14 protein-coding genes are annotated in these 13,755 nt (G+C 72.7%); 1 reads left to right on the forward strand and 13 read right to left on the reverse strand.

Annotation, left to right across the window (positions count from 1 at the left end; all coding sequences use genetic code 11):
* Nucleotides 1-42: 42 nt before the first annotated feature.
* The 11 genes from ACZ6PY_RS24370 to pyrR all read right to left on the reverse strand — a co-directional run bounded on the left by ACZ6PY_RS24370 (nt 43) and on the right by pyrR (nt 11,826).
* A complete protein-coding gene (locus tag ACZ6PY_RS24370; protein WP_466075356.1) occupies nt 43-576 on the reverse strand; it encodes a nucleoside/nucleotide kinase family protein in 534 nt (177 codons plus the stop codon).
* Nucleotides 577-601: 25 nt separating this feature from the next.
* Nucleotides 602-919: an integration host factor, actinobacterial type gene (mihF, locus tag ACZ6PY_RS24375; protein WP_013285515.1), complete on the reverse strand. Its 318-nt coding sequence runs from the start codon at nt 917-919 to the stop codon at nt 602-604.
* Nucleotides 920-1,098: 179 nt separating this feature from the next.
* A complete protein-coding gene (gene pyrF / locus ACZ6PY_RS24380; RefSeq protein WP_466075358.1) occupies nt 1,099-1,935 on the reverse strand; it encodes an orotidine-5'-phosphate decarboxylase in 837 nt (278 codons plus the stop codon).
* 146 nt (nt 1,936-2,081) lie between these two features.
* A complete protein-coding gene (locus tag ACZ6PY_RS24385; RefSeq protein WP_466075360.1) occupies nt 2,082-3,356 on the reverse strand; it encodes an adenosylmethionine--8-amino-7-oxononanoate transaminase in 1,275 nt (424 codons plus the stop codon).
* Between the two features lie 17 nt (nt 3,357-3,373).
* Nucleotides 3,374-4,390 carry a quinone-dependent dihydroorotate dehydrogenase gene (locus ACZ6PY_RS24390; protein ID WP_466075362.1) on the reverse strand — a complete coding sequence of 339 codons (1,017 nt, stop codon included), beginning with the start codon at nt 4,388-4,390 and terminating at the stop codon, nt 3,374-3,376.
* Nucleotides 4,387-4,515, reverse strand: coding sequence for a hypothetical protein (locus ACZ6PY_RS24395; protein ID WP_466075364.1), 129 nt, complete (start codon nt 4,513-4,515; stop codon nt 4,387-4,389). The genes ACZ6PY_RS24390 and ACZ6PY_RS24395 overlap by 4 nt, the downstream gene beginning before the upstream one ends.
* Complete coding sequence (gene carB / locus ACZ6PY_RS24400; protein ID WP_466075366.1) at nt 4,512-7,883, reverse strand: carbamoyl-phosphate synthase large subunit; 3,372 nt, start codon at nt 7,881-7,883, stop codon at nt 4,512-4,514. Before carB ends, ACZ6PY_RS24395 begins: the two co-directional genes overlap by 4 nt.
* Entirely contained in the window at nt 7,876-9,051 is a 1,176-nt protein-coding gene (gene carA, locus ACZ6PY_RS24405) for a glutamine-hydrolyzing carbamoyl-phosphate synthase small subunit (RefSeq protein ID WP_466075368.1), read from the reverse strand. The genes carB and carA overlap by 8 nt, the downstream gene beginning before the upstream one ends.
* The gene (locus ACZ6PY_RS24410; RefSeq protein ID WP_466075370.1) at nt 9,048-10,325 is read right to left on the reverse strand and encodes a dihydroorotase; all 1,278 of its coding nucleotides are present in this window, start codon (nt 10,323-10,325) and stop codon (nt 9,048-9,050) included. Before ACZ6PY_RS24410 ends, carA begins: the two co-directional genes overlap by 4 nt.
* A complete protein-coding gene (locus ACZ6PY_RS24415; RefSeq protein WP_466075372.1) occupies nt 10,322-11,248 on the reverse strand; it encodes an aspartate carbamoyltransferase catalytic subunit in 927 nt (308 codons plus the stop codon). The genes ACZ6PY_RS24410 and ACZ6PY_RS24415 overlap by 4 nt, the downstream gene beginning before the upstream one ends.
* Nucleotides 11,245-11,826, reverse strand: coding sequence for a bifunctional pyr operon transcriptional regulator/uracil phosphoribosyltransferase PyrR (gene pyrR, locus ACZ6PY_RS24420; RefSeq protein ID WP_466075374.1), 582 nt, complete (start codon nt 11,824-11,826; stop codon nt 11,245-11,247). Before pyrR ends, ACZ6PY_RS24415 begins: the two co-directional genes overlap by 4 nt.
* A gap of 285 nt (nt 11,827-12,111) precedes the next feature.
* Here pyrR and bldD point away from each other — a divergent pair, with 285 nt between their 5' ends.
* Entirely contained in the window at nt 12,112-12,600 is a 489-nt protein-coding gene (gene bldD / locus ACZ6PY_RS24425; RefSeq protein ID WP_013285505.1) for a transcriptional regulator BldD, read from the forward strand.
* Between the two features lie 108 nt (nt 12,601-12,708).
* Here bldD and nusB read toward each other — a convergent pair whose 3' ends face one another.
* Together nusB and efp are read right to left on the reverse strand one after the other, a co-directional pair.
* Nucleotides 12,709-13,119, reverse strand: a complete 411-nt coding sequence (gene nusB, locus ACZ6PY_RS24430) for a transcription antitermination factor NusB (protein ID WP_210406048.1) — start codon at nt 13,117-13,119, stop codon at nt 12,709-12,711.
* A 23-nt stretch (nt 13,120-13,142) separates the two neighbouring features.
* Nucleotides 13,143-13,700, reverse strand: coding sequence for an elongation factor P (gene efp / locus ACZ6PY_RS24435; protein WP_466075377.1), 558 nt, complete (start codon nt 13,698-13,700; stop codon nt 13,143-13,145).
* Nucleotides 13,701-13,755 lie beyond the last annotated feature (55 nt).

Here is a 13,755-nt window from a genome sequence, read left to right on the forward strand (position 1 = left end):
TGCACCGCCCGGGGGCGGTGGCCTCTCAAGAGCGGTGGCCTCTCAACCGCTCCGGCGCGGTCGGGCCGAAGCCAGGAAGGAAGAACCGAGCAAGCCTACCAGCTCCTCGGCCGCGCGCTCGGTCCGGTCGTGCACGACGGCGTGTGCGAAGGCGGCCGCGACGGCGGGTTCCGGGCGGTACGCGGGCGGGATCAGCAGCACCAGCCGCGCGTCCGGCGCCACGGCCCGGACGGCGAGCGCGCCCGGCAGGTCCAGCGGGAGCAGCACGGGCCGCCCCTCGGCGAGCCGGGACCGCACGCCCGCGCGCGGCACCCCACGCCGGTACGGCCCGATCCGGCTCCACTCCAGCAGCTCGTCGGCCGCGACCATGCGGTCGAAGTCGCCCGCGTCGAGGAAGAGCCGGTCGACGCCGTCCACCTCACCGGGGCGGGCCGGCCGGGTGGTCGCGGCCACCGGCACCCACACGGACGGAAAGCGCGCCCGGACCAGCTCGACGACACTCTCCCGGCCGGCCCCCGAAGGTCCGGCCAGGACAGTGAGCCGAGCCGCCGGGCGCGCCTCGTCATCCGTGCTCACCGCTTGTTTCTACACGGTGGGTCGTTCAGTTGGCGGCGAACTCTCCAAGCAGCGCCTTGCGCTGCTGCTCGCCCAGGCCACGCAGCCGGCGGCTGTCAGCGATCTTGAGCTTCTCCATGATCTGGGTGGCTCGGATCTTGCCGATGCCCGGCATCGCCTGGAGCACGGCCGAAACCTTCAGCTTGCCCACGACGTCGTCGGACTCGGCCCGCTCGAGGACGGTGGCGAGGGTGGTCTTGCCCTGCTTGAGCTGCTCCTTCAGCTCAGCACGGGCCTTGCGGATCTCCGCGGCCTTCTCCAGCGCGGCAGCGCGCTGCTCGGGGGTCAGTGACGGGAGCGGCACCAGTTCTCCTCAGGTCCCTAGTACGGCGGGCGGGGCGCACCACCGCAGCTGTGAAACGTGGTGTCGCTGGCAACCAAAGGGGTCAGTGGTTCCCAGCGCGGGGAAAACTAGCGGTCAACGGCGTTTTCGGCAACGTGGGCGCGCGAAGATCAACGGAAAGTGACCGAGCCGTCAGTCAGTCACGGGGTGGCCAGGGCGGTCCGGCACTCGGCCAGCACCCGGTCGGTGGCGGCGCGCAGCGCGGCCGGGTCCGGCCCCGCGCCCAGCACCTCCCGGGAGTACGACGGCAGCACCCAGGGCAGGGCGGAACCGAAGACGGTACGCAGGTCGGCGGCCGTGGCACCCTGCGCGCCGAGCCCCGGGGCGAGCAGCGGACCGTGCACCGCGGTGAGGTCGTGACCGGTGTCACCGATCGTCGCGCCGACCACCAGCCCGAAGCTGCCGAGCGGCTCGGCACCCCGGTTGAGCTGGGAAATCTCGTCGATGACGGTCTGAGCCACGGTGCGCCCGTCGGCCCCGACGGCGCGCTGCACGGCGGCTCCTTCGGGATTCGAGGTGAGCGCCAGGACGAAGACGCCGCCGCCGTGCGCGGCCGCCAGCTCGAACATCGGCGCGAGCGAACCCACCCCCAGGTAGGGACTCGCGGTGACCGCGTCGACATACAGCGGGCTGGATGGATCGAGGTACGCCGAGGCGTACGCGCTGACCGTCGAGCCGATGTCGCCGCGCTTGACGTCGAGGAGAACGAGCGAGCCCGCATTTCGCAACTGTCGGATAGTTGACTCAAGGATCCCGACCCCGCGCGCCCCGAAACGCTCGAAGAACGCCGACTGCGGCTTGACCACGGCCACCCGGTCGCCGACGGCCTCCACGACCGTCCGGCAGAACCGGTCCAGGCCGTCGACGTCGTCGGTCAGCCCCCAGCGGGCCAGCAGCCCGGGATGCGGGTCGATCCCCACGCAGAGCGGTCCCCGCTCGGCCACGGCCCGGTGCAGGCGGGCGCCGAAGGTCTCCATCGCGACTCTCCCTCTCCTCGTGCGGGCTCGCGCCGCGCTGTCCGCGACGGGTACGCCGCCGCTCGTGGTGCTGTCCCCGGCCGCCGCGCGGCAGCCGGGCCGTCCTGCCACCACCGGTCGCCGGTCGCCGGTGGCCTCCCGCGGGCTCAGCCCGCCTTGACCGCCGCCTCGACCCCGGCCACGATCCGGGCCACGTCCGCCTCGTCGGTGACGTACGGGGGCATGGTGTAGACCAGGTCCCGGAACGGCCGTAGCCAGACCCCCTGCGCGACCGCGGCGGCGGTCGCCCGCGGGATGTCCACCTCGTGGTCGAGCTGCACCACGCCGATCGCGCCGAGCACCCGCACGTCGGCCACCCCGGGGGTGCCGCGCAGCGGCGCCAGGCCGGCGCGCAGGCCCTCGGCGATGCCCGCCACCCGGCCCGCCCAGTCCCCGGCCCGCAGCAGGTCCAGGGAGGCGTTGGCGACCGCGCAGGCGAGCGGGTTGCCCATGAAGGTGGGGCCGTGCGCCAGCACCCCGTCGGCGGAGATGCCCCGGGCCACCTCGGGGGTGCAGAGCGCCGCGGCCAGGGTGAGGTACCCGCCGGTGAGCGCCTTGCCGACGCAGAGCACGTCCGGCGCGACCCCGGCGTGCTCGGCCGCGAACATGGTGCCGGTCCGGCCGAAGCCGGTGGCGATCTCGTCGAAGACCAGCAGGATCCCGTGCGCCCGGGTCACCTCGCGCAGCACCCGCAGGTAGTGCGGGTGGTGGAAGCGCATCCCGCCGGCGCCCTGCACCACCGGCTCGACGATCACCGCGGCCAGCTCCCCGGCGTTCCGCTCCACCGCGTCCACCAGCGCCGCCTCGTACGCCGGGTCGGGCGGGGTGTCGAAACCGGACGGTGGCACCGGCGCGAACACCTGCCGGGGCAGCACGTCGCCCCAGAGGTGGTGCATGCCGCCCTCCGGGTCGCAGACGCTCATGGGGTGGAAGGTGTCGCCGTGGTAGCCGCCGCGCCAGGTGCCCAGCCGGCGGCGCTCCGGCCGCCCCAGGGCCCGCTGGTACTGCAGGCACATCTTCACCGCCACCTCGACGCTGACCGAGCCGGAGTCGGCCAGGAAGACGTGCTCCAGGCCGTCCGGGGTCAGCTCCACCAGGGTCCGGGCCAGGCGTACCGCGGGCTCGTGGGTGAGGCCGCCGAACATGACGTGGCTCATCCGGCCGAGCTGGTCGGTGACGGCCGCGTCGAGCACCGGGTGCCGGTAGCCGTGGATCGCCGCCCACCAGGACGACATCCCGTCGACCAGCTCCCGGCCGTCGGCCAGCCGCAGCCGCACGCCCTCGGCACTGTCCACCACGTACGGTGGGCTGGCCGGCGGCAGGGCCGCGTACGGGTGCCAGACGTGCCGACGGTCGGCGGCGAGGATCTCCTCGGGCGTCACGGTTCTCCTTCGTGGTGTCAGCGCCGGGCTGCCGCCCGGGCCACCGACCGGACCAGGGCCGGGCCCCGGTAGATGAAACCGGTGTAGAGCTGGACGAGGCTCGCCCCGGCGTCGAACATCCGGGTGGCGTCGTCCGGGTCGAGGATGCCGCCCACGCCGATCACCGGCAGCCGGCCGCCGGTCTCGCGGTGCACGAAGGCGACCACCTCGCGGGCGCGGTCGGTCAGCGGGCGGCCGGACAGGCCGCCGGTCTGCGCACCCGAGGCCCGCTCGGCCGGTGCGAGCCCGTCGCGGGCCAGTGTGGTGTTGGTGGCGATCACCCCGGCCGCGCCGCGGTCGAGGCAGACCTCCAGCAGCTCGGCGACGGCCGGCTCGGTGAGGTCGGGGGCGATCTTCACGAGCACGGGCTTCTCCCCCACGAGCGCCGCGAGCAGCGCGTCCAGGTGGGACCGGTCCTGGAGGGACCGCAGCCCCGGGGTGTTCGGCGAGGACACGTTGACCGCGAAGTAGTCCCCGTGCCCCTTGAGCGCCCGTTGGGAGGCCAGGTAGTCCTCGACGGCCTCGTCCAGCGGGGTCACCTTGGACTTGCCGAGCGAGATGCCCAGCGGCACGCCGAGCGGGCGCGGCAGCGCCGCCAGCCGGGCCGCGAGGGCTTCGGCGCCGGCGTTGTTGAAGCCCATCCGGTTGACCACGGCCTCGCTGTCGCGCAGCCGGAACAGCCGGGGCCGGGGGTTGCCCGGCTGGGCGTGCGCGGTGACCGTGCCGACCTCGACGAAGCCGAAGCCCAGCGCCGGCCAGGCCGGCAGCGCCACCCCGTTCTTGTCCATCCCGGCCGCCAACCCGACCGGATTCGGGAACTCCACCCCGAACACGGTCCGGGGCGCCGCCCGGAAGTACCGGGCCCGCAGGGCAGCGAGCACGGCCGGCCGCCGGGCCACCGAGGCCAGCCGTCCGAGGGTCCACTCGTGCGCCACCTCGGCGTCCCCGCCCCCGATCCGGAACAACCGGGGCCGCACCACCTTCTCGAAGATCACCGCCCGGACACCCCCGCTGCGTCGATCATGAGGTTGACGGCGAAGTCGATCTCCTCGACTGCCGCCAACCTCATGATCGACGCGGTGGGCAGCGTGGCGGGCAGGGTGGTTCGCACCCTGGTCACTCGCCGGCCCGGAGGGCGGCGTGGAGCTCCTGGAGGGGGCGGACACGCATGTCGCCCCGGATCCGCGCCTCGATGCCCATCACCGCGGCCGCCGCGCCGGGCACCGTGGTGACGCAGGGGATGTCCGCCGTCACGGCGGCGCTGCGGATCTCGTAGCCGTCGGAGCGGGCGCTCGCGCCGGAGCCCTGCGGGGTGTTCACCACCAGCGCCACGTCGCCGCCGAGGATCAGCGAGACGGCGTCCTCGCCCTCACCCGACTCGTAGTGCTTGCGGATCTGCTCGCAGGCGATGCCGTGCCGGCGCAGCACCTCGGCCGTGCCGGTGGTGGCCACGATCTCGAAGCCCAGGTCGGCCAGCCGCTTGATCGGGAAGATCATGCCGCGCTTGTCCCGGTTGGCCACCGAGACGAAGATCTTCCCGGCGGTCGGCAGCGACCCGTACGCGGCGGACTGCGACTTGGCGAAGGCGTGCCCGAAGTTGGTGTCGATGCCCATCACCTCGCCGGTGGACTTCATCTCCGGGCCGAGCAGCACGTCGATGCCCTTGCCGGACGGGGTTCGGAACCGCTTGAACGGCAGCACCGCCTCCTTGACCGCGATCGGGGCGTCGGCGGGCATCGTCCCGCCGTCCCCGGTGGGCGGCAGCATCCCCTCGGCGCGCAGCTCGGCGATGGTGGCGCCGAGCGCGATCCGGGCCGCCGCCTTGGCCAGCGGCACGGCGGTGGCCTTGGAGACGAACGGCACCGTCCGGGAGGCGCGCGGGTTGGCCTCCAGCACGTAGAGCGTGTCGCCCTGGAGCGCGTACTGGACGTTGAGCAGGCCCTTCACGCCGACCCCGCGGGCGATCTCCTCGGTGTAGCGGCGCACCTCCGCCAGGTGCGAGCCGGCCAGGGTGATCGGCGGCAGCGCGCAGGAGGAGTCGCCGGAGTGGATGCCGGCCTCCTCGATGTGCTCCATCACGCCGCCCAGGTAGACCGCGCCGTCGGCGTCGACCAGGGCGTCCACGTCGATCTCGATGGCGTCGTCGAGGAAGCGGTCCACGAGCACCGGGTGGTCGGGCGAGATGTCGGTGGCCCGGCCGATGTAGTCGCGCAGGGTGGCGTCGTCGTAGACGATCTCCATGCCCCGGCCGCCGAGCACGTACGACGGGCGGACCAGCACCGGGTACCCGATCTCGTCGGCGATCGCCTTGGCCTCGTCGTACGAGGTGGCCATGCCGTGCGCCGGGGCGCGCAGCCCGGCCCGTGACAGCACCGCGCCGAACGCGCCGCGCTCCTCGGCCAGGTGGATCGACTCCGGGGAGGTGCCGACGATCGGCACGCCGGCGCTCTTGAGCCGCCGGGCCAGCCCGAGCGGCGTCTGCCCGCCGAGCTGCACGATCACCCCGACCACGCCGGGGCCGCCGGCCGCCTTGCCGGAGGTGTCCTCGGCGTGCCAGACCTCCAGCACGTCCTCGAAGGTGAGCGGCTCGAAGTAGAGCCGGTCGGCGGTGTCGTAGTCGGTGGAGACGGTCTCCGGGTTGCAGTTGACCATGACGGTCTCATAACCGGACGCAGCGACCCCTCCGACCGGCGCGCTTCGCAGCGCCTGCACGGCGTGCACGCAGGAGTAGTCGAACTCGATGCCCTGGCCGATCCGGTTCGGCCCGGAGCCCAGGATGAGCACCTTGGGCCGGTCCGAGGGGCCGACCTCGGTCTCCTGGTCGTACGTGGAGTAGTGGTACGGCGTGGTCGCCTCGAACTCGGCCGCGCAGGTGTCCACCGTCTTGTAGACCGGCCGGATCCCGAGCCGGTGGCGCAGGGTGCGGACGCCGTCCTCGGCCGCCAGCTCGGGGCGGAGCGCGGCGAGCTGCCGGTCGGAGAGACCGGCCCGCTTGGCCCGGCGCAGCAGCTGGGCGTCGAGCACCGGGGCGTCCACGATCTCGGCCCGCAGCTCCACCAGCGCGGCGATCTGGTCCAGGAACCAGGGGTCGATCCCGCCGGACGCCTCGGCCACCTCGGCGATCGACGCGCCCAGCCGCAGCGCCCGCTCGACCGTGTAGATCCGGCCGTCGTGCGGCATCCGCAGCGCCGCGAGGGTGTTCTCCCTGGTGGCCCCCTCCGGGTCCGGGGTGGTCCAGAAACCCGATGACTTGGTTTCCATCGAGCGCATCGCCTTGTTCAGCGCCTCGGTGAAGTTGCGCCCGAGGCTCATCGCCTCGCCGACCGATTTCATGGTGGTGGTCAGCTCCGGGTCCGCGCCGGGGAACTTCTCGAACGCGAACCGGGGGATCTTCACCACCACGTAGTCCAGGGTCGGCTCGAACGCCGCCGGGGTCTTCAGGGTGATGTCGTTGGGGATCTCGTCGAGGGTGTAGCCGATGGCCAGCTTCGCGGCGATCTTGGCGATCGGGAAGCCGGTGGCCTTCGACGCGAGGGCCGACGAGCGGGACACCCGCGGGTTCATCTCGATCACGACGATCCGGCCGTCGGCCGGGTTCACCGCGAACTGGATGTTGCAGCCGCCGGTGTCGACACCGACCTCGCGGAGCACCGCGATGCCCAGGTCACGCAGGCGCTGGTACTCCCGGTCGGTGAGCGTCATGGCCGGGGCCACGGTGACGCTGTCGCCGGTGTGCACGCCCATCGGGTCGAGGTTCTCGATCGAGCAGACCACCACCACGTTGTCGTGGCGGTCGCGCATGAGTTCGAGCTCGTACTCCTTCCAGCCGAGCACGCTCTCCTCGATGAGCACCTCGTGCACCGGGCTGGCGGCCAGGCCGGCCCCGGCGATGCGGGTCAGGTCCTCGTCGGTGTGCGCCATGCCGGAGCCGAGGCCGCCCATCGTGAACGACGGCCGGATCACCACCGGCAGGCCCAGCTCGCCGACGGTCTCACGGACCTCGTCCATGGTGTGGCAGACCCGGGAACGGGGCACCAGCGACGACGGGTCGTCCAGCCCGAGGCGTACGCCGGCCTTGGCCACGATCTCCTTGAACAGCTGCCGGTCCTCGCCCCGGTTGATGGCCTCGATGTTGGCGCCGATCAGCTCGACGCCGTACTTGTCCAGGATGCCGGCCTCGTGCAGGGCGACCGCCGTGTTCAACGCGGTCTGCCCGCCCAGGGTGGGCAGCAGCGCGTCGGGGCGCTCCTTGGCGATGACCAGCTCGACGAACTCCGGGGTGATCGGCTCGACGTAGGTGGCGTCGGCGAACTCCGGGTCGGTCATGATCGTGGCCGGGTTGGAGTTGACCAGGCTGACCCGGATCCCCTCGCTGCGCAGCACCCGGCACGCCTGCGTGCCGGAGTAGTCGAATTCGCAGGCCTGGCCGATGACGATCGGCCCGGAGCCGATCACGAGGACGTGCTTGAGGTCGGTCCGCTTAGGCATCCGTGCGCCCCTCACTGTGCTTCCGGTCGGGGCCGCGGCCCTCGATCAGCTCGGCGAAACGGTCGAAGAGGTAGTCCGCGTCGTGCGGGCCGGCCGCCGCCTCGGGGTGGTACTGAACGGTGAAGGCGGGCACGTCCCGGGCCCGCAGCCCCTCGACCACGTTGTCATTGAGGCAGACATGGGAGACCTGGACGCCGCCGAACTCGGTGTCGATCACCTGGTCGGGGACGACCACGCCGTGCGCGGCGCCCGGCACCTCGACCGCGAAGCCGTGGTTGTGGCTGGTCACCTCGACCTTGCCGGTCGCGCGGTCGAGCACCGGCTGGTTGATGCCGCGGTGGCCGTAGCCGAGCTTGTAGGTGCCGAAGCCGAGCGCCCGGCCGAGGATCTGGCTGCCGAAGCAGATGCCGAACAGCGGGATCCGCCGGCCGAGCACCTCCCGCGCCAGGGCGACCGGCCCGGCGGCGGTGGCCGGGTCGCCCGGCCCGGGCGAGAAGAAGACCGCGTCCGCGCCGGTGGCCAGCAGGTCCTCGATCGAGGAGCCGGCGGGCAGCACGTGGGTGGTGACGCCGCGGGCGGCGAGCCGGCGGGGCACGTTGCGCTTGATGCCCAGGTCCAGGGCCGCGACCGTGAACCGGTGCTCGCCCTGTGCCGCCACCACGTACGGCTCGGCGGTGGTCACCTCGGCGGACAGGTCCGCACCGACCATCTGCGGCGCGTGGCGGACCCGGTCGAGCAGGGCGGCCGGGTCGTCGTCGATGCTGGAGATGCCGACCCGCATGGCGCCCCGCTCGCGCAGGTGCCGGGTGAGCGCCCGGGTGTCGACGCCGCTGATGCCGACCACGCCCTCGGCGGCCAGCCGGTCCTCCAGCCCGCCGGTGGCCCGCCAGTTGGAGCCGATCCGGGCCGGGTCGCGCACCACGTAGCCGGCCACCCAGATCCGGCCGGACTCGTCGTCCTCGCCGTTGACGCCGGTGTTGCCGATGTGCGGCGCGGTCTGCACCACCACCTGGCGGTGGTAGGAGGGGTCGGTGAGGGTCTCCTGGTAGCCGGTCATGCCGGTGTTGAAGACCGCCTCACCGAAGGTCTCCCCGACGCTGCCGTACGCCTCGCCGTGGAACGTGCGCCCGTCCTCGAGGACGAGGATCGCGGGCCTCCGCTTGGTCATCGAACTGCCTTTCCGTCCAGGACCGTCGGCTCGCCGCGCAGGAAGGTCGCCACGATGCGACCCGGCAGCGTCATGCGGGCGTACGGGGTGTTGCGACTGCGACTGGCCAGTTCCGCCGGCTCGACGACGCGGCGGGCGGCCGGGTCGACCAGGGTCAGGTTGGCCGGCACGCCGGGGGCCGGGTCGAGCCCGTGCCCCTCCAGCCCGGCGATCCGGGCCGGGGCGCGGGACATCCGCTCGGCGATGAGGTCCCACTGCGGCCCGAGCACGTCCAGCGCGATGGAGAGCGCCGTCTCCAGGCCGAGCATGCCCGGCCGGGCGTACGCCCACTCGCACTCCTTGTCCTCGACGGCGTGCGGCGCGTGGTCGGTGGCGACGATGTCGATCACGCCCTCGGCCAGGGCCGCCCGCAGCGCGGCGACGTCGGCTGCGGTGCGCAGCGGCGGGTTGACCTTGTAGACCGGGTCGTAGGTGGTGGCCTTCTCGTCGGTGAGGAGCAGGTGGTGCGGGGTCACCTCGGCGGTGACCTTCACCCCCCGGGCCTTGGCGTGCCGCAGCACCTCGACGCTGCCCGCGGTGGAGACGTGGCAGATGTGCAGGCGGCTGCCGACGTGCTCGGCCAGCAGCACGTCGCGGGCGATGATGGCCTCCTCGGCGACCGCCGGCCAGCCGGTCAGCCCGAGCCGGGTGGAGACCTCGCCCTCGTGCATCTGCGCGCCCTCGGTGAGGCGGGGCTCCTCGGCGTGCTGGGCGATCACCCCGTCGAACGCCTTGACGTACTCCAGGGCCCGGCGCATCAGCTTCGGGTCGGCGACGCAGTGCCCGTCGTCGGAGAAGATCCGCACCCGGGCCGCCGAGTCGGCCATCGCGCCCAGCTCGGCCAGGCGCTCGCCGGCGAGGCCGACGGTGACCGCGCCGATCGGCTGCACGTCGACCAGCCCGGCCTCCCGGCCGAGCCGCCAGACCTGCTCGACGACGCCGGCCGTGTCGGCCACCGGCGAGGTGTTCGCCATGGCGCAGACCGCCGTGTAGCCGCCCAGCGCCGCCGCCCGGGAGCCGGACTCCACGGTCTCGGCGTCCTCCCGGCCCGGCTCGCGCAGGTGGGTGTGCAGGTCGACCAGGCCGGGCAGGGCCACCAGGCCGGTGGCGTCGAGCACCGTGGCGTCCGGCGCGGTCAGGCCGGCGCCGGTCTCCGCCACGACGCCGTCGCGGATCAGCAGGTCGGTCGGCGCGCCGCCGAGCACACTCACGTTCCGGATCAGGTACGCGGTCACCGGTTGTTCCCTCCGAGCAGCAGGTAGAGGACGGCCATCCGCACGGAGACCCCGTTGGCGACCTGTTCGACGATGGTGGAGCGGGGCGAGTCGGCCACCTCGGGCGTGATCTCCATCCCCCGGTTCATCGGGCCGGGGTGCATGACGATCGCGTGCTCGGGCAGCCGGCGCATCCGCGGCCCGTCCAGCCCGTAGCGGCGGGCGTACTCGCGGGCGGAGGGGAAGTAGGAGTCGTTCATCCGCTCCCGCTGCACCCGCAGCATCATCACCACGTCCACACCGGGAAGAACGGTGTCGAGGTCGTAGGAGACATCGGTGCCGGGGGCCAGCGCGGGAGAGATGTCGACGGGGATGAGGGTCGGCGGGCCGACCAGGGTGACCTTCGCGCCGAGGGTGGAGAGCAGCAGCACGTTGGAGCGGGCCACCCGGGAGTGCAGCACGTCGCCGACGATCGCCACGTGCAGGCCGTCCAGGCGACCCAGCCGGGAGCGCATCGTGTAGGCGTCGAGCAGCGCCTGGGTGGGGTGCTCGTGGGTGCCGTCTCCGGCGTTGACCACCGAGCCGTCCACCCAGTCGGCCAGCCGGTGCGGGGCGCCGGAGGCGGGGTGCCGGACGACGACCGCGTCGGCGCCCATGGCCTGGAGGGTGAGCGCCGTGTCCTTCAGGCTCTCGCCCTTGGCCACGCTGGAGCCCTTGGCGGAAAAGTTGATCACGTCGGCGCTGAGCCGCTTGGCGGCCGCCTCGAACGAGATCCGGGTGCGGGTGGAGTCCTCGTAGAAGAGGTTGACCACGGTCCGGCCGCGCAGCGCCGGCAGCTTCTTGACCTCGCGGCCGGCCACCGTGGCCATCTCGGCCGCGGTGTCCAGGATCCGGGTGGCGGTGGCCGCGTCCAGGTCGGCCCCGGAGAGCAGGTGACGGATCATGAGGTGCCTCCGTGCAGCCGGACCTCGTCCGCCCCGTCGGTCTCGGCCAGGGTGACCTTGACGTTCTCGGCGAGCGCGGTGGGGATGTTCTTGCCGACGTAGTCGGCGCGGATCGGCAACTGGCGGTGCCCCCGGTCGACCAGGACGGCGAGCTGCACCGACGCCGGGCGGCCGACGTCGCTGAGCGCGTCCAGGGCGGCCCGCACGGTGCGGCCGGAGAAGAGCACGTCGTCGACGAGGATCACCCGCCGCCCGTCGATCCCGCCCGGGGGCAGGTCGGTGGGGCCGACCGCGCGGGTGGCGTGCCGGCGCAGGTCGTCGCGGTAGAGCGTGATGTCGAGCACCCCGACCGGGACGGTCACGTCCTCGAAGGTGCTGATCCGGGCGGCGAGCCGCTTCGCGAGGGGGACCCCGCGGGTGGGGATGCCGAGCAGCACGGTGTCGGCGGCGCCCTGGGTCTTCTCGAGGATCTGGTGTGCGATGCGGTCGACCACCCGCGACACGTCGGCGGCGGCGAGGATCACCTTCACCGAGGGTTGTCGCGGCGGCGACGGGTGGGCAGCCGGTGGGTAGGCCACGGCGGACCTCCTTCCCCGCCTCACGGGACGGGTCGTTAAAGGACGTCTGGTTGGCTCCGGCGGACCGTGGCGGGCCCGGACCGGGGCTTCGTGCCACGTTACCAGCGGTCACCGGGTCGGCCGCCGCCGGGACTGACCAGCGGGTCAGCGTGGAGAAATGCGGACAACCCGCACACCGGGCCGACCGGGGTCGTCACGAACACTTGACCGCGTGTCGCAATCCCCGTACCGTCACGCTCCGTAGCGATAGCTGGGAGAACCCCGAGCAGCACTGGGAGTGTCCGAATGCCCTCTGAATACGCCAAGTCGCTGGGCGCCCGCCTGCGCTCCATCCGCCAGCAGCAGGGCCTGTCCCTGCAGGGGGTGGAGGAGAAGTCGAACGGGCGGTGGAAGGCCGTGGTGGTCGGCTCGTACGAGCGCGGCGACCGCGCCGTCACCGTGTCCCGCCTGGCGGAGCTGGCCGACTTCTACCGAGTTCCCGTCTCGGAGCTGCTGCCCGACGGCAGTGGGGTGCGCCACGAGCCCACCAGCAAGATCGTTCTGGATCTGGAGCGGCTCTACGACGAGGCCTCGGAGGACCTGGCCTACGTCGCCCGGTACGCCCGCGCCATTCAGCAGCAGCGCGGTGACTACAACGGCCGGGTGCTCTCCATCCGCGCCGACGACCTGCGCGCCCTCGCGATCGTCTACGACGCCTCGCCGTCGGGCCTGATCGAGCGGCTCACCGAGCACGGTGTGCTGGTCGCCGACCCCCGGGCGTTCTTCGCCTCCTGACCCGACCACGACGAAGGGCCCGCGCCGGACGGCGCGGGCCCTTCGTCGTCGGCGGCTCCAGGTCGCGGCGCGGCGTCAGACGCGCCGAGCTGGAGTTGCCGTGGAGCCTCAGCGGGTGGCGTACTCGGCGATGCGGCCGAGGATGCCGTTGAGGAAGCGCGGCGAGTCGTCGGTCGACATCTGCCGGGCCAGCTCGACGGCCTCGCTGATCGCCACGGCGTCGTCGATCTCGTCGACGTAGAGCAGCTCGTAGACCGCGATCCGGGCCAGGTTGCGGTCGACCGCCGGCATCCGGTCCAGCGTCCAGCCCTCGGCGTAGCTGGCGATCACCTCGTCGATCCGGTCCAGGTGCGCGGCCACGCCCTCGACCAGGCCGACCGCGTAACCGACGTGCTCCGGGCGGGGCTTCTCGATCCGCTCCAGGTAGCCGGCGAGCACCTCGACGGGCGGCCGGTCCCGCAGGTCGGCCTCGAAGAGCACGTCCAGCGCCCGCTTGCGCGCCTTTCGGCGCGCCGGCATCTGCTGCTTGGGACCCTCGGCCATCAGGCTCGGCCGAGGTAACGGCCGTCGCGGGTGTCGACCTTGATCTTCTCGCCGGTGGTGATGAACAGCGGCACCTGGACGGTGGCGCCGGTCTCGACGGTGGCCGGCTTGTTGCCGCCGGTCGACCGGTCGCCCTGCAGACCCGGCTCGGTGTAGGTGATCTCGAGCACGACGGAGGTCGGCAGCTCGATGTAGAGCGGCAGGCCCTCGTGGGTGGCGACGGTGGCCTCGGCCTCCGGGAGGAGGTAGTTGGCCGCCTCGCCGACGGTGCCGCCGGGGACGGTGATCTGGTCGAACGTCTCCAGGTCCATGAAGACGTAGTCCTCGCCGTCGGCGTAGAGGTACTGCATGGTGCGCTTGTCGACGGTGGCGGTCTCGACCTTGGTGCCCGCGTTGAAGGTCTTGTCGACCACCTTGCCGGACAGCACGTTCTTCAGCGTGGTACGCACGAACGCACCGCCCTTACCGGGCTTGACGTGCTGGAACTCGACGACGGCCCACAGCTCGCCGTCGAGGTTGAGTACCAGGCCGTTCTTGAGGTCGTTGGTGGTGGCCATTTCCTGCCTTGATCATCAATTGGCGGACAGACCTGTGAAGTCTACTAGCTGTGTC

The organism is Micromonospora sp. NPDC048907 (assembly GCF_055586885.1).